18 protein-coding genes and 4 tRNA genes are annotated in these 22,391 nt (G+C 62.1%); 7 read left to right on the top strand and 15 right to left on the bottom strand.

Going from position 1 to position 22,391, the window contains the following annotated elements; genetic code table 11:
- Positions 1-5 precede the first annotated feature (5 nt).
- Positions 6-338 carry a hypothetical protein gene (locus KW824_RS13430; RefSeq protein ID WP_218410040.1) on the top strand — a complete coding sequence of 111 codons (333 nt, stop codon included), beginning with the start codon at positions 6-8 and terminating at the stop codon, positions 336-338.
- Positions 339-445: 107 nt separating this feature from the next.
- On the opposite strand, the gene KW824_RS13425 is transcribed toward KW824_RS13430, so the two are convergent.
- The 8 genes from KW824_RS13425 to plsY form a co-directional block, all read right to left on the bottom strand.
- On the bottom strand, positions 446-1,045 hold the full coding sequence (locus KW824_RS13425; protein ID WP_218410039.1) for a Yip1 family protein: 600 nt from the start codon (positions 1,043-1,045) through the stop codon (positions 446-448).
- A 221-nt stretch (positions 1,046-1,266) separates the two neighbouring features.
- Complete coding sequence (locus KW824_RS13420) at positions 1,267-2,610, bottom strand: potassium channel family protein (RefSeq protein WP_182787485.1); 1,344 nt, start codon at positions 2,608-2,610, stop codon at positions 1,267-1,269.
- A 315-nt stretch (positions 2,611-2,925) separates the two neighbouring features.
- The gene (locus tag KW824_RS13415; protein WP_041204919.1) at positions 2,926-3,945 is read right to left on the bottom strand and encodes an OmpA family protein; all 1,020 of its coding nucleotides are present in this window, start codon (positions 3,943-3,945) and stop codon (positions 2,926-2,928) included.
- A 252-nt stretch (positions 3,946-4,197) separates the two neighbouring features.
- Positions 4,198-4,273, bottom strand: a tRNA-Asn gene (locus tag KW824_RS13410).
- Positions 4,274-4,318: 45 nt separating this feature from the next.
- Positions 4,319-4,394: transfer RNA gene (locus tag KW824_RS13405), tRNA-Phe, on the bottom strand.
- Between the two features lie 3 nt (positions 4,395-4,397).
- Positions 4,398-4,473, bottom strand: a tRNA-Thr gene (locus KW824_RS13400).
- A 53-nt stretch (positions 4,474-4,526) separates the two neighbouring features.
- Positions 4,527-4,602 (bottom strand) — tRNA-Phe (locus KW824_RS13395).
- 47 nt (positions 4,603-4,649) lie between these two features.
- A complete protein-coding gene (gene plsY, locus KW824_RS13390) occupies positions 4,650-5,312 on the bottom strand; it encodes a glycerol-3-phosphate 1-O-acyltransferase PlsY (protein WP_218410038.1) in 663 nt (220 codons plus the stop codon).
- Between the two features lie 171 nt (positions 5,313-5,483).
- On the opposite strand from plsY, the gene folB reads away from it, so the two are divergent.
- The 3 genes from folB to KW824_RS13375 all read left to right on the top strand — a co-directional run bounded on the left by folB (position 5,484) and on the right by KW824_RS13375 (position 6,955).
- A complete protein-coding gene (folB, locus tag KW824_RS13385) occupies positions 5,484-5,855 on the top strand; it encodes a dihydroneopterin aldolase (RefSeq protein WP_005329162.1) in 372 nt (123 codons plus the stop codon).
- Positions 5,855-6,364: a 2-amino-4-hydroxy-6-hydroxymethyldihydropteridine diphosphokinase gene (gene folK / locus KW824_RS13380; protein ID WP_005329164.1), complete on the top strand. Its 510-nt coding sequence runs from the start codon at positions 5,855-5,857 to the stop codon at positions 6,362-6,364. The genes folB and folK overlap by 1 nt, the downstream gene beginning before the upstream one ends.
- A gap of 105 nt (positions 6,365-6,469) precedes the next feature.
- On the top strand, positions 6,470-6,955 hold the full coding sequence (locus KW824_RS13375; RefSeq protein ID WP_218410037.1) for a YbaK/EbsC family protein: 486 nt from the start codon (positions 6,470-6,472) through the stop codon (positions 6,953-6,955).
- Between the two features lie 16 nt (positions 6,956-6,971).
- On the opposite strand, the gene mdtD is transcribed toward KW824_RS13375, so the two are convergent.
- The 4 genes from mdtD to KW824_RS13355 all read right to left on the bottom strand — a co-directional run bounded on the left by mdtD (position 6,972) and on the right by KW824_RS13355 (position 11,783).
- Positions 6,972-8,369, bottom strand: coding sequence for a multidrug transporter subunit MdtD (gene mdtD / locus KW824_RS13370; RefSeq protein ID WP_218410036.1), 1,398 nt, complete (start codon positions 8,367-8,369; stop codon positions 6,972-6,974).
- Between the two features lie 74 nt (positions 8,370-8,443).
- A complete protein-coding gene (locus KW824_RS13365) occupies positions 8,444-9,571 on the bottom strand; it encodes a GTP-binding protein (RefSeq protein WP_218410035.1) in 1,128 nt (375 codons plus the stop codon).
- 71 nt (positions 9,572-9,642) lie between these two features.
- Entirely contained in the window at positions 9,643-11,049 is a 1,407-nt protein-coding gene (locus tag KW824_RS13360; RefSeq protein ID WP_218410034.1) for a D-arabinono-1,4-lactone oxidase, read from the bottom strand.
- A 116-nt stretch (positions 11,050-11,165) separates the two neighbouring features.
- On the bottom strand, positions 11,166-11,783 hold the full coding sequence (locus tag KW824_RS13355) for a LysE family transporter (protein ID WP_218410033.1): 618 nt from the start codon (positions 11,781-11,783) through the stop codon (positions 11,166-11,168).
- Between the two features lie 76 nt (positions 11,784-11,859).
- Here KW824_RS13355 and KW824_RS13350 point away from each other — a divergent pair, with 76 nt between their 5' ends.
- Positions 11,860-12,771: a LysR family transcriptional regulator gene (locus tag KW824_RS13350; RefSeq protein WP_218410032.1), complete on the top strand. Its 912-nt coding sequence runs from the start codon at positions 11,860-11,862 to the stop codon at positions 12,769-12,771.
- Between the two features lie 6 nt (positions 12,772-12,777).
- On the opposite strand, the gene KW824_RS13345 is transcribed toward KW824_RS13350, so the two are convergent.
- The 3 genes from KW824_RS13345 to KW824_RS13335 all read right to left on the bottom strand — a co-directional run bounded on the left by KW824_RS13345 (position 12,778) and on the right by KW824_RS13335 (position 19,719).
- Positions 12,778-14,352 (bottom strand): cyclic diguanylate phosphodiesterase, encoded by a 1,575-nt coding sequence (locus KW824_RS13345; protein WP_218410031.1) that lies wholly within the window; start codon positions 14,350-14,352, stop codon positions 12,778-12,780.
- Between the two features lie 243 nt (positions 14,353-14,595).
- Positions 14,596-17,193: a bifunctional aconitate hydratase 2/2-methylisocitrate dehydratase gene (gene acnB, locus KW824_RS13340; RefSeq protein ID WP_218410030.1), complete on the bottom strand. Its 2,598-nt coding sequence runs from the start codon at positions 17,191-17,193 to the stop codon at positions 14,596-14,598.
- A gap of 228 nt (positions 17,194-17,421) precedes the next feature.
- Positions 17,422-19,719, bottom strand: a complete 2,298-nt coding sequence (locus KW824_RS13335; RefSeq protein ID WP_042648143.1) for a patatin-like phospholipase family protein — start codon at positions 19,717-19,719, stop codon at positions 17,422-17,424.
- A gap of 279 nt (positions 19,720-19,998) precedes the next feature.
- Between KW824_RS13335 and KW824_RS13330 the strand changes: the two genes are divergently transcribed.
- Entirely contained in the window at positions 19,999-21,909 is a 1,911-nt protein-coding gene (locus KW824_RS13330) for a methyl-accepting chemotaxis protein (RefSeq protein WP_043128609.1), read from the top strand.
- A 145-nt stretch (positions 21,910-22,054) separates the two neighbouring features.
- Positions 22,055-22,267 carry a hypothetical protein gene (locus KW824_RS13325; protein WP_043128611.1) on the top strand — a complete coding sequence of 71 codons (213 nt, stop codon included), beginning with the start codon at positions 22,055-22,057 and terminating at the stop codon, positions 22,265-22,267.
- Positions 22,268-22,391 lie beyond the last annotated feature (124 nt).

Below are 22,391 nucleotides of genomic sequence, written 5' to 3'. Positions count from 1 at the left end.
AGTGAATGAACATGAAAAATGTAATCAAGATGCTGGTCGTCGCAGGCCTGATGAGTGCCGGTGTTGCCCAGGCTGCCGTCCCCGCCGACGTCAATGCCGCTCCTGGTGTATTGTTCGTGAACTGGCATACCAGTGCGGCTGTCGCTGGCAATGCCAACCCCATGCTGGAGGTACGCGACGAGTCTGGTGATGTGGTGGCTTCCGTCCACGCCAACCTGATGGGCACCCAGCAGGTGCAGATCCCGAGCCGCACCCAGGGCAGACTGACCCTGAGCCTCGGGGATCAGAGCAGTGACTACCGCATCCCGTTCGGCATCGGCAGCGGCAACCCGCGCTGATACTGGTTGAGGCAGCCCCGTCGGATTGCCTCAACCAGAGATGCGTGAGCCAGTTCCACGACAAGGGCGCCATGATGGCGCCCTTGTCGTTTCTGCCGGCTTGCTGGCTACTGGGTAAACACGGGACCAAAACCGGATCCCCACAGAATGGCCGTGGCTGCCAGCACGCAGACCAGCAACACCAGGCCGACCGTGACCACGGAGCTGGCATAGATGAACCCCTGCTCCTTGGGAATGTGCATCAGGATAGGCACCCCCACATAGAGCAGGTAAACCGAGTAGCTGAGTCCGATGAGTCCGATGATCATCACGAACCAGAGGTGCGGGAAGAACGCGGAGAAACCGACCATGAACAGCGGTGTGGAGGTGTAGGCTGCGAGCTCGAGCGACGTCGTGTAGCTGGGATCCGAGCCAAAGGTGTGACCCATCCAGTGCACCAGATAGGAGAGCGCGAGGACGCCGATGATGAGCGTCACGTACATGGCTATCGACAGCATGAGAGCGCTGTTCGCGGTCAGGGTGATGGGCTCCCCGACACCAATGCTCCAGCCGATGTGTACGGCGGAATAATAGGCGCAGATGGGGGGGATAAGGGCCACGATCAGGATATGGGTCAGACTGTTTCGAAAACTGTCATGCCGCTCGTCTATGGTATGCCATTCGGTGTGAGGATGCGCATACAATCCCCATAAGTGATTCAATATCATAGCGTTATTCCTTCTATGCTTCGATTGTGGACTGTTCGATACCGCTCTCGCTCCCCTGTGTGTTTCTCTCGTACAACGCTTGCCGCGCCATCCATCGCGATCGCGACCGATGACTCTAAATAAAGTCGCTCCACTGCCGCTGCGTCAAGGAAGAAGGGGGGATCGATGGACGTTCAGCCTCTGGCGGCGGGGCTGGCTGCCCCTCACCGCCAGCCTGGTCGTCAGTACTGCTTGGTTTTCGAGGCAAAGCCGGCGAGGAAGAGACCGGTCAGAAACATGCCGCAGAACGCCTCTATGGCCGACAACAGCTGGAGGGGAGAGGAGGTCTGGGAGATATCGCCGTAACCCAGGGTCACGAAGGTCACTATGCTGAAGTAGAGGGAGCGCCCCAGATGGCCATGGGTCACGGATTCCGGTGCCAGGAAGTAGGTCAGGGTCGCCAGCAGGATGACCCCCATCGACATCAGCAGACTTCTGATGGGCCGCTCGCCAAATCCCCAGGTGATGAAGCTGACAAACTTGCCGGCACACTTGAGGTAGCACAGCAGAGAGAGCCACCCCTTCTTCATCAAGCCGCTGCGCAACCAGCGCTCCCTGAACAGCTCCCTTGGACGCGCCAGGGATTTCATCTCGTGCAGCTTCTCCTTGTAGTAGCATTCACCGGCATCCACGGTGTCCCCCACGCTGGAGAAGAGTCGCTTGGCATTGCGGTAAAGTTTGCTGGCTTCGTTATGATCGATCCGGCCATTCTCGTTGTAGACCACCTGCACCTTGTCCAGATTGGTGTGCTCCATGGTGGCATCGAAGTTCTTGGCACTGACGTTGAAGTTTTTCAGCACGGCCCGGGAGGAGTGAAAGCGGATCTCCTCGCACTCTATGGTGAAGTCCTGAAACACCCCGTCCTCCAGCGCCAGCTCCCGCTTCTTGGCCCAGGCCCTGTGGTCCCACAGCAGGGAATCGAATAGATCGAGCCCGATCACCCCGCCGTTGACCCTCACCCCCTTGGCCGAGCAGTGCCACAGATAGACCTTGGAGTTGTTGACGGCGCCGTCCAGCGAGAGCTCGTCCAGGCAGGTGAAGTCGAGCAGCCGGCCGGAGATGATGGGGCTCTTGAGCTCGACGCCGCCGATGTTGAGCAGGCGATGCTTGCCCAGCACCTGAGCCTCCCCCTTGTTGTTCTCGGACACGGAGAGCAGGCTCTGCACCCGTTTCACCTCGTCCTTGCCGTACTTGCCGGCCAGCCACATGCAGTAAGGCTCGAAGCGGGATTCGGAGCGGATGAGGCCGCTCTTGCGCAGGGACTCCAGAGCACTCGAAGCAGTCTCATACAGCCTTATCTTGTCATCGCTCATGTAGACGCAGAGGCTGAGCACGGATCGCGAGCTGATGAAACGGGCGATGCCGATCTGGAAGATGACGCTTTTCTCTATTTTCTGCTCTGTCATCCAGTCGCCGAAATGAGGTAGCGAGGCCACCAGCAATGTCCAAATCAATGGATAGTCATTCTCCCGCCGCCACTCGTTGAACTGCTCGGGAGAAAGCTGCCACAGCTCTGTCGCATTCATAGATTACCTCTGTCATGGATTTGTCCCGCTTCGGGAGGTCGAGGGAGGGGATCAGAAGCCCGCACGCCCGGACCGGGATGACGCAGGATAACGGGACACAGGCTCGTCACGCCATCATACTAGGCAAGATGATGGCTGTAACTCACTGACAGGGAAGGTATAAGAGGAAGGGTTCGACACATTTTCGAGCGATTGCAGAAGGATCGGGCACCAGACGTCGTGACGGATGGTTTTACCCGTCTGCGAAGCGCAAGCCCGACAAACAAGAGGGGATGCCATGGCATCCCCTCTTCACATCCATCGAGCGGCGTCGGCTTATTGCTGCACTTCCTGCACGCCAGAGACGCGGACTTCGACACGGCGGTCCGGTGCCAGGCAGGTGATCAGCTCATTCTTGCCCTTGACGCCGTCACACTGGGTGCCGGTGACCGGGTCGGCTTCACCACGGCCTTCGATGGCGATCTTGCTGGTGGCCAGACCCTTGCTGACCAGGAAGTCGGCCACGGTGCGGGCACGGGCTTCGGACAGCTTCTGGTTATAAGCCTCGGAACCGATGCGGTCGCTGTAACCAATGACGATGGCGCTGCCATCTTTGGGCTGGAATTCAACGATTTGCTTGTACAGACCATCCAGAGCCTCGACACCTTCAGCCTTCAGCTCGGCTTTGCCAAAGGCAAACAGCACGTCGGAGTTCAGGGCAAAGTTCTTCTCGACAACCACAGGGGCCGCTTCTGTAACGACCGGAGCAGCAACAGGCTCAACGTAGGAGGTGCGGAACGGGTGATATACCGCTTCCAGCGTCGCCACGCTCTGGTTGGACTTGTACTGCTCACCGGTGTAAGTGGTCAAATCAGCCACGTCCCACATGTAGCGGTAGCGCGCCTGCAGATCCAGGGCATCGTTCAACTTGTAGGTCAGACCGACGCCAGCCATCGGCGACACGCGGGAATCCGTCACGCCAAAGCCGTGGGTGTGCGACCAGTAGGCACCCGCTTCACCAAACAGGGAAAAATCCTCTCCCAGCGGCAGACGGGCGATACCGGACAGGGTGGCACCCTGATTTTCGTAGGCGTTGTTGTTGATGCCACCGTTGGTATTGCCCCGGCCAGCGTACTGGTAACCCAGTTCGGCACCGAACGTTTCGTTGAAGTTGTAACCCATGAAGAGGTTGCCGGTGAAGGCGTCTTCGGTTCCACTCTCCACGCCTTCTACCTTGTTCAGGCCATTGAAGTGAGCGGCACCGACACCGGCACCGAAGTAGATGTCGTCACTTGCGTGAGCAACCGTGCCAGCCAATGCCAATGCAATCCATACAGGTGTCAGTCTTAAGTTCATCACAGCCTCGTCGATGCTAGTTGCGGGCTCATAGCCCTTGTTCTATATGAGCACCATTGTACCGACCAGTTCTTGTACAGGAGCTTAAGCGGCGAGACCATTTATGTAGCATTTACTGCCTGTTTTTAATGCACTTTCAGCTTTCCGTTAAGCCATTGTGGCCAACATCCTGGCGAGCGCATCCCGACGGCGGAGATACGCATGCGAGACCATAAAAAAAGACCCCTGTCTTGCGACAGGGGTCTTTTTAATTGGCTCCTCCTACTGGACTTGAACCAGTGACATACGGATTAACAGTCCGCCGTTCTACCGACTGAACTAAGGAGGAATTAACTATCGGAGACCAGATATCGCTATCTCATCGCCTTTATGGTGGTGCCCAGAGACGGAATCGAACCGCCGACACGGGGATTTTCAATCCCCTGCTCTACCGACTGAGCTATCTGGGCAAATGGTGCCGGCTACCGGAATCGAACTGGTGACCTACTGATTACAAGTCAGTTGCTCTACCTACTGAGCTAAGCCGGCACACTTAAATCGTTGTGCATGAAAAATATTTTTCTTTCATGGCACCAAAATATTGGTGCCCAGAGACGGAATCGAACCGCCGACACGGGGATTTTCAATCCCCTGCTCTACCGACTGAGCTATCTGGGCGTGGGCGCTATTAAACGGATTTTAGGGCAGGTGGTCAACGGGAAATTTCACTTTTCGTCTCGTTCGTCTCTTTTTTGCGCAGCATCACTCATTTTTATCACTTCTGTGGGGGAAGCCACTCCCCGGCGGCCCCAGAGCCGGGATTCCTCGCCCCTGAGCAGGCGGGTGATGTTCTCATGATGGCGAACCAGAATGAGGCAGGAGAGCAGGGAGACCGGCAGGGTATATTCCGGTTTGAGCAGGTAGGTAAAGAGTGGCGTCAGCAGCACGGTAACGATGGAAGCCAGTGAAGAGTAGCCGCTCACCAGCAGCACCAGCAACCAGGTGGCGATCGCGGCGCCCCCCATGGCAAAGCCGATGGGCAGCATGGTGCCGAGCGCCGTGGCGACCCCCTTGCCGCCCCGAAAGTGGAAGAAGATGGGATACATGTGACCCAGACAGGCGGCGACACCGATGAAACCGAGATAGACGGGCTTGATCTGCAGATACCAGGCGAGATAGACGGGAGCCATGCCCTTGAGCACGTCGAGCAACAGGACGATGAGTGCCGCCATGCGCCCACCGAGGCGCAGCACATTGGTCGCCCCCGGGTTGTGGGAGCCATGGTCGCGGGGATCCGGCAGACCCGTGAGGCGGGAAACCAGCACGGCACTGGACAGCGAGCCGCCCAGATAGGCCAGAATAATCATCAAAATCGTCAGGGCCGTCATCTTGGTCGTTTTTACCACGATATGAATGGGGTATGATGCGGGCCACATTCTCTGGTCTGGGCTTGCCCGAAAGCGTGTCGCCCAAACCGGCCGCCAGCGGCAATCGGCTTGCCAGGCCTGCATCCCTGCGCTGTTTTCACAGCCCATCAAGAGTAAAGAAGAAGTACTGTCATGGACAAGGTGTTTATTCGCGGACTCGAGGTTTTGACCACCATAGGGGTATATGAGTGGGAGAAGGGCATTCGCCAGAAGCTCTGTTTCGATCTCGAGATGGGGTTCGACAACCGACCCGCCGCCGCAACCGACGATATCAATCTGGCGCTGGATTACGCCACCCTCTCCCGCAAGATCTGTGATCACGCCCAGAGCAAGGTAGTGGAGCTGGTCGAAACCATGGCCGAGCAAGTGGCCGCCCTGGTGCTGGACGACGAGCGGGTGCAGTGGGTCAAGGTCACCCTGACCAAGCCGGGCGCCGTACCCAATGCCGCCGGGGTCGGGGTCGAGATCCTGCGTCACCGCACCCCGGTCGCGAGCGCCAGCTGATGACCCGCATCTATATCAGCCTGGGGTCGAACATAGAACGGGAGCACCACATCCGAGCCGGACTCGACGCCCTGCAGGCTGAGTTTGGGCAGCTTGCTGTCTCCAGGGTATTCGAGAGCGAGGCGGTGGGCTTCAATGGCCGCCCCTTCTATAACCTGGTGGTCGGCGCCGACACTGACCTGCCGCTGGCGACCCTGTGCCAGCGTCTGCGTGCCATGGAGTTCGCCCACGGCCGCGAGCCGGATGCCAAGAAGTTCGCCCCCCGCACCCTGGATCTCGATCTGCTGCTCTATGGCGATCTGGTCTGTGAGGCGCCCCTGGTACTGCCCCGCGGCGAGATCCTCACCAACGCCTTCGTGCTCTGGCCGCTGGCGGAGCTGGCCCCCGCCCTGCGCCATCCCGTCGATGGCCGCCCCCTGGGCGAGCTGTGGAATATCTACGACAAGGCCTCCCAGCGGCTCAGCCCCATTCCCTTCCACTGGGATGCGGTCGAACTGCAGCCGCACTGATCGACAAGGGCACCTCGTTGCCCTTGTCGCTTATCCGCCATCAGAAAGGATGATTGGGCCCGGGCCGGTGCGGCTGGCAGCATGACCCTGACACAGGAGACCCCCATGCCACTCGACACTATCCATGACTTCAACTACCGGCTGCTGGCCGAGCTGCCCCACCAGCGCTATGAGCACGAACCCATCCGGGATTACGCCACCGACGAGCGGGTCAAGGCCCGCCTCGGCTGGCAGGCGGAGTTCAGCAAGACTCTGTTTCTCAAGTTCAAGGATGGCCGCTTCGCCCTGCTGCTGACCCACAGGGAGGGGCGGCTCGACAGCAAGGCGGTCAAGGCTATCCTCGGTGCCAAGCCCTCCATCTGCAGCGCCGAGGAGATGCAGGCGCAGATCGGCTGCCTGCCGGGGGCCGTCTGCCCCTTCCTGCCCCACGCCGATATCCCGCTGCTGGTGGATCCGGCCCTGTTGGCCCATCACGCTTTCACCTGGACCCCGGGCCACCCCGAGCTGACCTTGCTGCTGGCTACCGAACATCTTGCCAACCTGCTGGCGCGTCTGCCCTGCCAGGTCAGCTACCTGCCCGCCCAGGCCTGACATCTACCCCTGGCTTTTACTCCCTGCCCTCCTTCCTCGCCAGTTGGGCAAAGATCAGCGCCGCCAGCATGGACATCAGACCGATGCACAGATAAGTGAGGTGGAAGCCGCCGAGCCAGCGCTCGCTATCCTGGGCCGGCAGTGCGGCGGAAAAGAGCCCGAGCAGGCTGGCGGCGATGGCCACCCCAAGACTCATAGAGAGCTGCATTACAACCGACAGCAAGCCGTTGCCACTGCTGGCGTGCTCGGCGCTCAAGTCTTGCAGTGTGAGCGTGTTCATGGCGGAGAACTGCAGCGAGTTGATGGCGCCGAACACCGCCAGCCAACCCAGCAACACCCCGTAGGGCACCTGGTTGTCGATGAGGGAGAAGCTGGCGATCATGGCCCCGAGTGCCAGGGTATTGCCGATCAGGATGCGGCGATAACCGATACGCGGGATCAACCTGTTCACCAGCGTCTTGGTCAGCATGGCCCCCAACACGGTGGGGATCATGGTCATCCCCGCCTTGCTCGGCGAGAAGCCGAGCCCCAGTTGCAGAAACAGCGGGGTGAGGAAAGGCATGGCACCGCTGCCGAGGCGGGCAAACAGGTTGCCCCAGATGCCGATGGCGAAGGTGCTGGTCTTGAACAGCGCCAGACTGAACAGCGGCTCCTCGGCATTGGCGGCATAGAGCCAGTAGCTGGCCATGGCGGCCAGACCAAACAGCAGGGCAAACAGCGCCCAGCCGGTGGAGATGCTGTGCTCCCCCAGCCCCTGCAAACCCACCGACACCAGCACCATGCCGGCGCTGAACATCACAAATCCCTGCCAGTCGAACGTGGCCGTGCCTTGCCGCAAGTCCGGCATGAAGTACCAGCTCGCGATAAAGCCGAGTATTCCCACCGGCAGATTGATAAGAAACACCCAGTGCCAGCTCGCCACTTCCACCAGCCAGCCCCCCAGGGCCGGGCCGATCAGCGGCCCCACCAGGCCGGGAATGGTGACGAAGGACATCACCCGCAGCAGTTCGTGCTTGCTGTAGACCCGCAGCACGGCAAGGCGTCCTATGGGCATCAGCAGGGCGCCGCCCACCCCTTGCAGCACCCGGGCAGCCACCAGCATCGGCAGGGTGTTCGCGGCCGCACAGGCGAGCGACCCCAGGGTGAACAACAGGATGGCGGCCAGATAGATGCGGCGAGTGCCGAATCGGTCCGCCAGCCAGCCGGAAGCGGGAATGAGCAGGGCCACTGTCAGCATGTAGGCGATCACCACCGACTGCATCTGCAGCGGGCTCTCCCCCAGGGTTTCGGCCATGTTGGGCAAGGCGGTGTTGAGGATGGTGCCATCCAGCGTCTGCATGAAGAAACCGACAGCAGTCAACCAGGGCAGCCATTTGCGTTGGGCAGGGGTCACCATCTGTGCGCTTTCAGGCATGAGCTGTCACCTCTTCTTCAGATAGAAAAAGACCCGCACTCAGGTTTGCAGACTGGGCGGGTCAGATCAGCATATCAGGCATCCGGCTGGCCGAGCATGGCCCTGAGTTGCTCTTCCAGGCTGGGCTCCGGGGCCTTGAGCGTCTCCATGAAGAGTCGCTCTATGCCCGCCTTGTCCTGACTCTTCACGATGAACACCAGCCTGGACTGGGCTTTGCCCTCGGGCCACTCCCCCAGCGCCTGCAACGGATAGAGCTGACCGTGGACGCCGTGGATCACCACCGGCTGGCTCTCTCCCTCCAGCTGCAAAATCCCCTTGAGCCGCAGCAGGGCGTCGCCATACTGCCCCTGCACCGCATCGATAGCGGCCAGCAGGCGGGACGGCTTGAGCGGCTCGCCGATGCGCAGGGAGAAGCTCTCGATGTTGCCATGCTCGAAATGGGTCGGTGCGGCCGTGCCCACCTTGGCAGCGAACGGCTTCATCTTTGGCTGCATCGGCGAGGCCAGCCCCTGCTTGGGGGATTCGGTGCGCAGCCAGGCCAGCAGCTGGCGCACGTCACGCCCCGCCGCCTCGTTGTAGGCGCCAAGCTTATCCAGCACCGCAGGCGACAGCTCGCCGTTGCTGACCCGCTGGATGGGGGCCGCCGGGTTGAGGGCCGCCAGCTGGCTTTCGACCCGAGCCAGCTGCTCGCCGTCCACCAGATCCCCCTTGCTCACCACCAGCAGATCCGCCAGCGCCACCTGCTTCACCGCCTCGTATTGCTGGCCGAGCTGCTGCTCGATATGACCGGCATCCACTACTGTGACGGTGCCATCGAAGCGGTAGCGCTGGGCGATAAAGCCCTCTTCGCGCAGGGTAAAGAGCACGGGGGCCGGATCGGCCAGACCGGTGGTTTCGATAATCAGCCGCTTGAACGGTTTGATCTTGCGCTGAATAGCCTTCATAAACAGCCCCTGCAGCGCCTCCACCAGAGAGCCCTGCACCGAGCAGCAGATGCAGCCGGAATCGAGCAACACCACCTGCTCATCCACCTGTTGTACCAGGTGATGATCCAGCCCCACCGAGCCGAACTCGTTGATCAGCACCGCGCACTCGCCGAGCTCCGGCTGCTTGACCCAGTAATTGAGCAAGGTGGTCTTGCCGCTGCCGAGAAAGCCGGTCAGCAGGGTCACGGGGATTCGGGTGTCTTGCATATCTGTCATCTCGATGACTCCCTTCTGAGCGGCAGGGTGATGAGTACGCGGGGGTCTTGCATATCGGTCATTTTCAATCCTTACCGGTTGGCAAACAGCTCGCCGAGCCAGCGATTCGCGAAGCGGCCGTGGGGGTCGAGCTCGGCCTTGAGGGCCAGGAAGTCGTGCCAGCGCGGCAGCAGGGCCGGGAAGTCATAGAGATCCATCGCCAGGTGCTTGCCAAAATGCGGCGTGCCGCCGAGGGGCACCAGCAGTTGCTGCAGCTCGCGCATCTGCTCCATGGAGCCCCCCACGAAGGTGCCGTCAGCCGCCAGATAGACCAGGAACCCTATCCAGCACACCGACTTGCCATAGGCGGCGCTGAGCCAGGCCTCGGAGGGGCCGGTGCAGCGCAGGATAAAGGGGTAGTGCAGCGCCCCCGGGTTGCGCTCCTGCCAGTGCTGCAGTATCTCCAGCGCCTCCTGCATGCGCTCGAGGGGCACGGCCACCTCGCAGTTGATCTGGGGCGCCGGTATCCCCTTGCAGAGGATCTGGTAGACGTTGCCCACCAAGTCAGAGGCATCCTTGAAGCGGCGCACCGTCTCGAAGTGCTCGCCCGCCCGCGCCTCGTCCTTGGTGTCGCGCGCCATCTTCTGCAGGGTGGCGTCTATGGTGTCATTGAGTGCGGCGCTCATGGCGCTGTCAACGTCTCCCTCCAGCAGCAGCGGCTCGCTGCCACCCGCCCGATAACGGGCCACCTCCTCTTCGGAGGCGGGATCCACCAGCCAGATGTGGCTCTCGCCGGTCCAGGCGAACCACCAGCTCTTCACGAAGGCGTGCTCGCGGTTCAGCCGCTCGTTGTGTGCCAGCAGGAAGGGATAGTCGGTGGTGAACTTGGTGCAGCGCATGATGCGGTTTGGCACTGTGCGCAGGGTGACATCGAGCAGCACGCCAAGCATGCCCATACCCATCACGAAGGCGCCGAAGCGCGGATCCGTGCGATCCACGCCAATGATCTCCCCGTTGGCCAGCATCACGGTCAGGGCCTCCACCGCATCGCACAGGGCGGACTGGTGCAGCCCCTGGCCGTGAGTGCCGGTGCTGAGCGCCCCCCCCAGGGTCTGGATGCCGATGACGCCGGGGGACGCGGGCAGCATGCGATCCATGGCGATGAGCTCCCCATAGACGGTATCGAGGGGCGTGCCCGCCTGATAGGTGACGGTATCGGCGGTTTTGTCCAACTGGCCGCGCAGATGATGCAAGTCCACCAGCAGCGCCTGGCTGCCCTCGGCATAGACGCTGTGGATGGGTTCGAAGGAGAGGCCGGAGCCGATGAGCCGCAGCTTGCGCTCGGGGTTTTCCCGCAGCAGTTGCTGCAGTTCGTCACGGCTCTTCGGGCGCCACACCTGATCCAGGGCGCCGAGGGGATTGGTCCTGGACCAGTTGAACAGCACCTCCCGATTGCCAATCGCCTTGATGCTGTGAAATGCCTGGAACCTGACCGTCATACCGCGCCTCATCTGACTTCAAAATGAGCGGCAATTCTACCGAAAAGCGAGCGCCAAGGCATGAAAAACAAGCCCCTACAGTCGAGGGTGGATAAGGGGGACCAGCCCCCTCCCCCTCAGCGCGAGGGCTGGGTCAGTGCCAGCAGCATGCCGAATCCCACCAGCAGACCACCAAAGATCCGATCGATCCAGTGACGCACCGCCAGCAGACGAGCCCGTACCGAGGCGCTGGAGAAGAAGAGCGCCACCGCGCTGAACCAGAGGGCGTGGGCCAGCACGATGAAGGCGCCGTAGCCGAGCTGGACCGCCAGCGGCGTCTGCGGCTGCACCACCTGCATGAAGAGGCTGACGATGAAGATGGTGGTCTTGGGGTTGAGCACATTGGTCAGAAAGCCGGTGCGCAGCGCCCCCAGGCTGGAGAGGGCCGGCTGGCTGGCCAGCTCTTCACCGGTCGCGGGCTGGGCCCGCAGCATCTTGATGCCGAGGAAGATGAGGTAGGCCGCCCCCGCCAGCTTGATGAGGTTGAACAGCCAGAGGGACTGCTGGATCAGCAGGCCCACCCCCAGCAGGGTGTAGCTCACGTGGACACAGACCCCGGCCGCGATGCCGAGCGCCGTCAGCACGCCGGTGCGACGGGAGAGCAGCAGGCTGTTGCGCGACACCATGGCAAAATCCGGGCCCGGGCTGATGACGGCAAAGAAGGTAATGGCTACTACGGCTAACAGTTCGGTCATGAAAATAGTCCTGATCACATGGGATATCGGCTATTTTATTTGGCAATAACCCCAATGACGAACGATGATTTCTGACATGAACGGTGAGAAAAATTCACAGAAAACCCTCTCGCTTCCCTCCCTGACGGCCCTGCGCTGCTTCGAGGTGGCTGCCCGCACCGAGCACTTCGGCCGCGCCGCCGACGAGCTGCACCTCACCCATGGCGCCATCAGCCGGGCGGTGCGCCTGCTGGAGGAAGACCTGGGCGTCAGGCTGTTCGAGCGGCGCCAGCGCCGAGTCTTCCTGACCGAGGCGGGCGACCGGCTCTATCAGGCGGTCAGGGAGGGGCTGGGCCAGATCCGGGAGACGGCCCAGGCGCTGCGCCAGCAGAGCCGTCCCCAGTCGCTGGTGCTCTCCTGCGAGCCCACCCTGCTGATGCGCTGGCTGATCCCGCGCTGGCCCGCATTTCAGGCCCTGCATCCCGAGCTGGACGTCCATCTGATGGCGGGGGGCGGCGCCCTCAGCTTTGGCAGCGGCATCGATCTCGCCATCCGGCGCAACGACTTCGACTGGCCCGAGGATCTGCACAGCCAGCAGCTGTTCGAGGAGCTGACCGGGCCTGTCTGCCAGCCGGGCAAGGTGGCGCAGTTCTTCGCGCAAGAGGAGGCCGGCCTCGCCCTGCACCCTGCGGCCCCCCGCCTGCACACCAAGACGCGCCCGGGCGCCTGGCAGGCGTGGCTGCAACATGCTGGCCAACCGGCAAGCGACGAGGGGGCCGGGCAAACCTTCGAGCACTTCTACTTCAGCCTGCAGGCAGCGGTGGCGGGCCTTGGCGTCGCCATCGGCCCTTACCGGCAGGTGTGTGATGACCTCGAGGCCGGCCTGCTGGCGGCCCCGCTCGGCTTCATTCAGGACGGCACCGGCTACCATCTGCTCGCCCCCGCGCCGCCCGAACCCGGCAGCGCCCACGAGACCCTGGCGAACTGGTTGCACGGTCTGGTGCGCTGAGCCGCATCAAGCCTGGGTGGCACGCTCGACGGCGGGAGTGTATCTCTCCGCCGTCGTCAGTTTCCGGCAGAACTGGCGCAGTGGCATGGGACGGGCGAACAGGAACCCCTGCAGATACTGAACCCCCTTGCCCCTGAGGTAGGCGGCCTGTTGCTCCGTCTCCACTCCTTCGGCTACCAGGGAGAGGCCCAGCCGCCGACCGAGGTCGATGACGTTGTCGACGATATGCTCGGACAGCGACTCGGTCCCGATGCGACCGATGAAGGAGCGATCGATCTTGAGATAGTCCACGTGGAACTGTTGCAGGTAGTGAAGGCTGGAGTGACCGGTGCCGAAGTCATCGATGGAGAGCCGCACGCCCATCTCGTCGAGCTGGCGGAACAAGGAGAGCGTCTGCGGGTTGGTCACCAGCAGCTCCCGCTCGGTGAGTTCCAGCACCAGCACCACCCGCCCCGGCACAAAATGCGCGAGGAAGGCGCGACACTCCGCCAGCAGGGAAAGATCCCGGCAGTGGGCGGCGCTGATGTTGAAGCTGATGTGAAAAGCGTCGGGCAGCCGGGTTTGCACCTGCTTCAGACGCTGGGCCACGACCTTCATGAGATGAGTGGTCATGGGCACGACCAGCCCAGACTCTTCCGCCTGGGGGATGAAGAGATCGGGGCGGATCAAGCCAGATCTCGAGTGGCGCCAGCGCATCAACACCTCCGCTCCTACCATCCTGCCGTCGTCGCTGGCCATCAGGGGTTGCAGGTAGGGGACAAACTCCCCCGCCAGCAGCCCGCGCCTCAGCTCATCCGTCTGGGAACCCGGACGACTCAGCACCCACCATACCAGCAGTGCGAGCAACACCGAGGTCCCTGCCAACCACAGCAAGGCCAGATGACGAGCCTCCCACAGGGTGTACCAGTAGAGCGGCATGGCATAGCCCGCATGGATGGCGAAGGGGTAGCGGTGGGAGGAGAGTTCAAGGCTGATCTTGCTGTACAGCCTGGGGGGCTGGTTCTGGTGATGACCGGATTCATCGATCCAGTCCGACCCCACCTGCAGGAACAGCTCGCTGGTATCACTGCTCATGGCGAGCATGAAGCTGAGCTGGGTGCTGTCGATGGCGCTCAGCGCCACATCGTGCCCACGCTCATGGCGCACCACCAGCAGCGGATGATCCAGGCGCACCTTGTTGCCGTCCATCAGCAGCAGCTTGTTTCCGGTGTAGATAGTGCCGTCATCCACTTCATGGACGGGGCCAAACAATGAAGAACAACGGATCACGCCGCTGCGCGCCAGGTTGACTGAGCGCAGGAAAGGCTCGAGGGCCACTCTCTTGCGCAGCAACAGCAGATTGTCGACGCAGGGGCGGTTCACCAGCGACAATGCCTCCAGATTGGCCTGTTCGGCCTGATCCAACATGCGCTCCAACAAGGTCTTGGCCTTGTGGGCAGAGGCGCTGGCGTCCGCCTTCAACTCCTGCTCGTAGCTGCCGTGTACCATCCAGCCTCCCGCCAGCAATGGCAGAGTCAATACCAGCAGGGTGCAGCCAAGGCGCCATCTCGTACGGGCCAGATCAATCCGGAACAGAAACATAGAAACCACGCCGCAATTCGCAGGCTTGCCCTGGCAAGCGCCACAGTGAAATAACGCCCACTTCACACAGAAGACAATGGGACCATCCAGGCCAGACAACCTAACGCAGCACACTGGTAAATGCATCGACGACGCAGTGGCGGGAGATTGGCTACCCATTATTGCGCAACCGCCATAAATGGAAAATGCCGCGTAGAGACGCGGCATTGTTTATATCGGGTGGAGAGTCCAACCAGTCAGTCCTTAGACCGCCTGTTGCAAAATCACCGCATCGGCTTTCTTGGTGTAAGAGGCGATCTCGTTGAAGTTGAGGTAGCGGTAAGTATCTGCCGCCGTGGCATCCAGGGTCTTGGCGTACTGCAGGTACTCCGCCACAGTCGGGATCTTGCCGATGATGGCGGCAACCGCAGCCAGCTCGGCAGAGGCCAGATAGACGTTGGCGCCCTTGCCCAGACGGTTCGGGAAGTTGCGGGTGGAGGTGGAGACCACGGAGGCCCCTTCCGCCACGCGCGCCTGGTTGCCCATGCACAGGGAGCAGCCCGGGATCTCGATGCGGGCACCGACCCGGCCGAAGATGCCGTAGTAGCCCTCTTCGGTCAGCTGATCCTTGTCCATCTTGGTGGGCGGGGCGATCCACATACGGGTCGGCAGCTCACCCTGATACTTCTCGAGCAGCTTGCCGGCGGCGCGGAAGTGGCCGATGTTGGTCATGCAGGAACCGATGAATACCTCATCGATCTGGCTGCCAGCCACGTCGCTCAGCAGGCGGGCATCGTCAGGATCGTTCGGCGCACAGAGGATGGGCTCCTTGATGGTGGCCAGATCGATCTCGATGATTTCGGCGTACTCGGCATCCTTGTCCGCTTCCATCAGCACCGGGTTGGCCAGCCACTCTTCCATCCCCTTGATACGACGGGTGATGGTGCGCACGTCGCCGTAGCCTTCGGACAGCATCCATTTCAGCATCACGATGTTGGACTTCAGGTACTCGATGATCGGCGCCTGATCCAGCTTGATGGTGCAACCAGCGGCGGAGCGCTCGGCGCTGGCATCGGCCAGCTCGAACGCCTGCTCCACCTTCAGGGTCGGCAGACCTTCGATCTCGAGGATGCGGCCGGAGAAGATGTTCTTCTTGCCTGCCTTCTCGACGGTCAGCAGCCCCTTCTGGATGGCAGCGTAGGGGATGGCATGGACCAGGTCACGCAGGGTGATGCCCGGCTGCAGCTCGCCCTTGAAGCGCACCAGCACGGATTCCGGCATGTCCAGCGGCATCACGCCGGTGGCGGCGGCGAAGGCCACCAGACCGGAGCCCGCCGGGAAGGAGATCCCGATGGGGAAGCGGGTGTGGGAGTCACCACCGGTACCCACGGTATCCGGCAACAGCATGCGGTTCAGCCAGGAGTGGATGACACCGTCACCCGGGCGCAGGCTCACACCGCCGCGGTTCATGATGAAGTCCGGCAGGGTGTGGTGGGTCTGCACGTCGATGGGCTTGGGATAGGCCGCGGTGTGGCAGAAGGACTGCATGGTCAGATCGGCGGAGAAACCGAGGCAAGCCAGATCTTTGAGCTCGTCGCGGGTCATGGGGCCAGTGGTGTCCTGGGAGCCGACCGTGGTCATGCGGGGCTCGCAGTAGGTGCCGGGGCGAATGCCCTGCACGCCGCACGCCTTGCCCACCATCTTCTGGGCCAGGGTGTAACCCTTGCCGGTGTCGGCCACCGGTTGCGGGCGACGGAACACGGTAGAGAACGGCAGGCCCAGGGCCTCGCGGGCCTTGTCGGTCAGGCCGCGGCCGATGATCAGCGGAATACGGCCACCGGCGCGCACTTCGTCGATCAGCACCTCGGTTTTCAGTTCAAAGCGGGCCAGCACCTCGTCGGTGCCGTGACGGGTGATCTTGCCCTCATAGGGGAAGATGTCGATGACATCGCCCATCTCCAGTTTGGAGACGTCCACTTCGATGGGCAGGGCGCCAGCATCTTCCATGGTGTTGAAGAAGATGGGGGCAATCTTGCCGCCGAGGCAGACGCCGCCGGCGCGCTTGTTCGGCACGAACGGAATGTCGTCGCCCATGAACCAGAGCACCGAGTTGGTGGCAGATTTGCGTGAAGAGCCGGTACCGACCACGTCACCGACGTACGCCAGCGGGAAACCGGTCTGCTTGAGCTCTTCGATGGCCTTGACGGGGCCGATGACGCCGTCCTTGTCCGGGGTGATGCCGGGACGGGCGTTCTTCAACATCGCCAGGGCATGGAGCGGGATATCGGGACGGGACCAGGCATCCGGTGCAGGGGACAGATCATCGGTGTTGGTCTCGCCGGTCACCTTGAACACGGTGACGGTGATCTTCTCGGCCAGGGCGGGGCGGTTCAGGAACCACTCGGCATCGGCCCAGGATTGCAGCACCTGTTGGGCGTGGGCATTGCCCGCCTTCGCCTTCTCTTCCACGTCGTGGAAGGAGTCAAACATCAGCAGGGTGTGGGAGAGGCCCTTGGCAGCAAGAGGAGCCAGCTCGGCGTCATCCAGCAGATCGATCAGCGGCTGGATGTTGTAACCACCCTGCATGGTGCCGAGCAGCTCGACCGCTTCGGCCGCAGTCAGGATGGGAGAGTGAGCATCGCCCTTGGCGACGGCGGTGAGGAAGCCGGCTTTGACATAGGCCGCTTCATCAACACCCGGGGGAACGCGGGAGGACAACAGTTCTTTCAGAAAATCATGTTCACCGGCTGGGGGGTTCTTGAGCAGTTCAACCAGGGCGGCGACCTGCTCTGCATCCAGAGGTTTGGCAACCACGCCCTCGGCGGCACGTTCTGCGACGTGTTTACGGTATGTTTCAAGCACGACTAATTCCTCTTTGGTCTTTTTTTGGGGTTCGCCCAAGCTCGCGGCGATCGTCCTTGCGGGACACCCGTAGGGTGCCCCCCACTATATAAGTTTTAACGACTAATTAAAATCCAAACCCTGTGCAGTTATTCATCAAACCAGCATAACCATATAAGCCAGCTAGATTTTTTTAAACTGACAAGACACACAACACAGACAAGTTAACAAAAAGTCAGCATTTCACCCTTATTGGAACGTAGTGCCCAATTGCAGATAGAACATGTCGTGCCCCCCCTCCGCCATGCCATAGCCGAGGAAGATGGGGCCGAGGAAGCTCTCCACCCCCACATAGACGGAGCCGGCGGTGTAGGAGGACTCCAGACTGATGTCGGCTCCCTTGTCCCAGACTCCGCCCTGCTCGAGAGATCCCCCGAGGAACAGGGGTGCCTTGATGGCCCCGAAGTCGTTGTCCGCCACCCGGTAGATGTAGCGCAGACCGCTGAACAGACTGTAGCGGCCGCTCAGCTGGTAGTGCTGGAAGCCGGATAGCCGGAACAGGCCGCCGAGATCCTGTACGAACAGCGGCACCTCTTCCTCCGAGGAGGAGCCGCCCCCTTCCAGCATCAGGTTGAGGCTGTGCCGTCCCCATGACCAGGGCTTGATCATCGCCAGGTGGTAATTGAGCCCCTCGGTGTTCTCCGTCGGTTCGCCGGTCGGCTCAATCTTGATGTGGGAGTAGCCCCCCTTGATGTCCCAGTAGATTCCCTCGTAGGGGAAGTAGCGGCTGTCGAGGGTGTCGTGCTCGAAGCGAATATAGGGCCCCCAGGCGGTGGCATCCGCACTCGCGTCGGACAGGTTCTGGACATCGACGCTGCCCACCTGGCCTTCCAGCCCCAGGGACACCCTGCTCCAGGGCTGCCGATTCCAACCGACGGCGAGATCCACGCTGGTGAAGCTGTACTCCGAGTCCAGGTAACGGACTCCGGACAGCTGCACATCTTCCTCCGGGAAGAAGACCCGGCGCTCGGTCTTGTCATAGGCCAGGCTCGCCTCGCCATAGAAGGTCTGGGAGGGCTCGAGTGGTGTATAGAAGTCGGTCTTGAGGTGCTTGGCCGTGCCGAGCGACGCCTCGGTCAGCCACTCGGCGCCCCAGTCGTTGACGTTGGTCAGGGTATAGGACATACCGACGTTGTAGTTGGAGCTGCTCTCGAAGTCATCGGAGAAGCCGAGCTGGAAGTTGAGATAGCCAGGTCCCCAGTTCTTCTCGCTGGCATCCACCACCAGCACGTTCTCGCCGTCCCGCTCCACCACCTCGTAGGTGATGCGGTCGAACGACTCCAGGGCATAGAGGCGGCGAATGCCGGCCTCCAGGCTCTCATAGGTCTGCACCTTGTCCGGGCGCACCTTGAGCATGGCCCGCACCGTCTCGTCGGAGAGGCGCGACTTGTTGAGGATCTCCACCTTGTCGATGTAGTAGGCCGGTTGACCGCTACGCTCGGCGCGGCGACTCAGCTTCTTGTTGCGGTAATCCGCGTAAGCGTCGGGGGAGAGTGACAGGGCATCGAGCTGGGCAGCGGCGCGATTGGCCACCGCCTCCCCCTGCTTGATCCCCTCCGGCATCCGGGCAAAATCGGCGATCCCCATGTCTCCGAACTCAGGGCTGAGCAGCACATCCTTGGGCCCCAGCAGCGCCTTCTGCTTCTCGGTGCCGACCTGGGTCATGTAGGTGGTGAGCTGGTCGATCATGGCCAGCCCGGATTTGAGCGACTCCCTTGTGCGCAGCTTGGCGCCGATGTCCACCGCGATCACCACATCGGCCCCCATGGCCTTGGCCACGTCCACCGGCATGTTGTTGACGGTGCCGCCGTCGGCCAGGATGTGCCCCTCCCACTCCACGGGCTTGAGGGCGCCGGGGATGGACATGGAGGCCTGCATCGCCTTGGCCAGGCTGCCATGGTCGAGCACGAAGGGGGTCACCGTCTCCATGTCGGTGGCCATGGCGCGGTAGGGAATGGGCAGATCGTCGAAGCTCTTCTGCGCCGGCAGGTTGGAGGTAGCATGGCGCAGCAGGCTGGCCATGGACTGGCCCTGGAAGAAGCCGTCCGGCAGCTGAGTCTGGTCACCGTTGACCCCGATGTCGGTGCGCAGCTGGTACTTCTCGCTCTGCTGCTTCTTGCGCAGGGAGAGCTCGTCACGACCGACCTTGTCCTGATACCCCTTGTTCCAGTCGATGGCGAGGGTCATGCGCTCCACCTCCTCCGCACTGAGCCCCATGGCGTACATGCCCGCTACGTAGGAACCCATGCTGGTGCCGACGACGATGTCGACCGGGATGCGTTTCTCTTCCAGCACCTTGAGCACCCCGATGTGGGCCGCCCCCTTGGCGCCGCCGCCGCTCAGCACCAGGGCAATCCTGGGCCGATCCGCCTTGGTGCCACCGCCTTGCACCTGAGCGGCATCGCTGGCCTGGGCCGCCCCCGTCCATGGCAGGGTCGCCATCAGAAGCATTAGCAGTTGGGTCCATCCCCAATGAAAGATGCGCATATGAGTGTCCATTGATCCGTGCGAGTCGAGTGAGCTGTCCGCCGACGTGAGTGCCGCCAACTATGAGTTGAAGAACTTTAACTGCAACCGGCCGCGCTGGCGAGATGTCATCGTCCCGTGGTTGCACTGCAGAGCCAGGGATGAATAGTGTCAATCCAGTCCCGGCCTGATGTGAGCGCAAACGTTAATCGGCAATAAACGCCACCACCACCTCAAGAGCCCGCTCGGTCAGCCGTTAATATGTACTCAACCTTAGGCCCACACTCCCGAGTCACCCTTATGTTCGCAAGCCTGACACTCAAACAGAAAATTCTGGCCACCGTCATCCTCGCCGTGGCTCTCTCCTGTCTGCTGGTGGGCTATTTCAGCCAGCGCTCGGCCCAACAGCTGATCGAGACCCGCATGTTCGAACAGGAGCTGCCCAACCTCACCCAGCGCATCGGCAAGGAGATCGAGAAAGACCTCACCTCGGTCGCAAGCGCCGCCAGGCAACTGGCCAATGACCGCTTCGTGCTGGACTGGGTGGCCCGCGGCATGCCCAAGGAACAGGAATCCATCCTCATCGATCAGCTCAAGGACATGACCAGCCAGTATGGCCTTGTCACCGCTTCCTTCGCCGATCGCCAGAGTGCCGCCTACTACAACCAGGACGGCTTCCTGCGCATCCTGAACCATGAACAGGACAACTGGTTCTACGACTACACCAAGAGCGGCCAGGACCTGATGCTCAGCATCTTTCGCGAGAGCAATGGCGAGGTGAAGCTGTTCGTCAACTTCCAGCAGCTCGACGGACGCGGCCTGGCCGGCCTCGCCAAGTCTCTCGACAGCATGGTCAGCATGCTCGCCAACTTTCGCATCGGCGACAGCGGCTTCGTCTTCATGACCGATGGCAGCGGCAAGGTGAAGCTGCACCCGGACGCCGCCCGCATCGACAGAGACAGCCTGAGTCAACTGGCTGGCCCGGGCGCAGGCGCGCTGATGACCAAGCAAGCGTTCGCAGCCACCCACGCCGAGATCGATGGCCAGCCGGTGGTGCTCGCCACCAGCTATATTCCCCTGCTCGACTGGTATCTGGTGGCCCAGGTGCCGGAGGCCGAGATCTATGCCGAACTGGACAAGGCGCGGCTGCACATAGTGCTGGTGAGCCTGCTCATCGCCGTCGGCATGGGGCTGCTCGGCGTACTGCTGGCCGGCTCCGTCAGTCGCCCCCTCAACGAACTGGCCCGCCTGTTCCGGGAACTGGGCAGTGGTGACGGGGATCTGACCCAACGCCTCAAGGTGGAAGGACGGGACGAACTGAGCCAGGTCGCCACCGGCTTCAATAACTTCGTCGCCAAGATCCACGGTTCCATCGAGCAGGTGGCAAGCAACTCCCGCCAGCTCGCCGCCACCGCCAACGAGGTGGCCGCCAAGGCCCAGCTGACCCAGCACAACTGCACCGCCCAGCGGGATCGCACCGTCCAGGTCGCCACCGCCATCCACGAGATGGGCGCCACCGTCAGCGAGATCGCCGGCAATGCGTCCCTGGCCGCCGACGTCGCCAGGCAGGCCAACGATCAGGCCGATGCGGGGGCCCAGGTAGTGGCCCAGGCCCGCCACGGCATCGTCGGCCTCTCCGGCGAGATCGAGCAGGTCGCCGGGGTCATCGAGTCCCTGGCCAGCCAGACCGACTCCATCGGCAGCATACTCGACACCATCCGCAGTATCTCCGAGCAGACCAACCTGTTGGCCCTCAACGCCGCCATCGAGGCCGCCCGCGCCGGTGAGCAGGGCCGCGGCTTCGCCGTGGTGGCCGACGAGGTGCGCAACCTCGCCAGCCGCTCCGCCGCCTCCACCGCCGAGATCCAGGGCATGATCAACCGGCTCCAGGAGCAGAGCGCCCGCGCCGTCAGCGCCATGGCCCAGGGCCGCAACCAGAGCCTGGAAGTGGTCACCCAGGCCGATGCGGCCGACGGGGCGCTCGGCCAGATCACCGCCCACATCACCCAGATCAGCGACATGAATATCCAGGTCGCCACCGCCACCGAGGAGCAGTCCAGCGTGGTGGGCGAGATCAACCGCAACGTAGAGGACATCAACCAGCTCACCATGGAGACCGCCGACATCGCCCACCAGCTGACCGAGTCCAGCCGCAGTCTGCAGCAGCTCTCCGGCGAGCTCGACAAGCTGGTCGGCAACTTCCGGCTCTGAGCCTTTTAGCCCTCCCCCTCACTCAGGGAGCGCATCCGCGCTCCCTGTTCTTCGACAACGGCAAGCCATGACGCAGCGGCGCCAACTCGACTCAGGATCTCGGCCGAAATGCCGCATAATCAGAGGAGAACCAAGGAGAACGGAAATGGGCAAACTGATGATGGTAATGGTACTGGGGGTGCTGTTGTCGGCCTGCAGCAGCGGTCCGGTGCGAGTGCACGGCGCCGATGTCAGTGTGGATGACACCCGGATCCGGGTCTACGATGGCCATCATGATGGCTATTACGATGATGACTATCATGGCGGCCAGCGGGGTCGTTTCTGTCCCCCGGGACAGGCCAAGAAAGGGCGCTGCTAGCGCCTTTTTTTATGGTCGCTATCTGCCCGCCGCAACCGGGTCTACTGCGAGGGATAGCCTTGGGTCACACAGGATCCCATGCTGGCATCGACCACCACCTCAGCCAGAATACGCCTCTCCTCCT

Source organism: Aeromonas sp. sif0611, from assembly GCF_019218845.1.
Lineage (GTDB): Bacteria > Pseudomonadota > Gammaproteobacteria > Enterobacterales > Aeromonadaceae > Aeromonas > Aeromonas media.
This window is presented reverse-complemented; position numbering and strand designations above follow the sequence as displayed.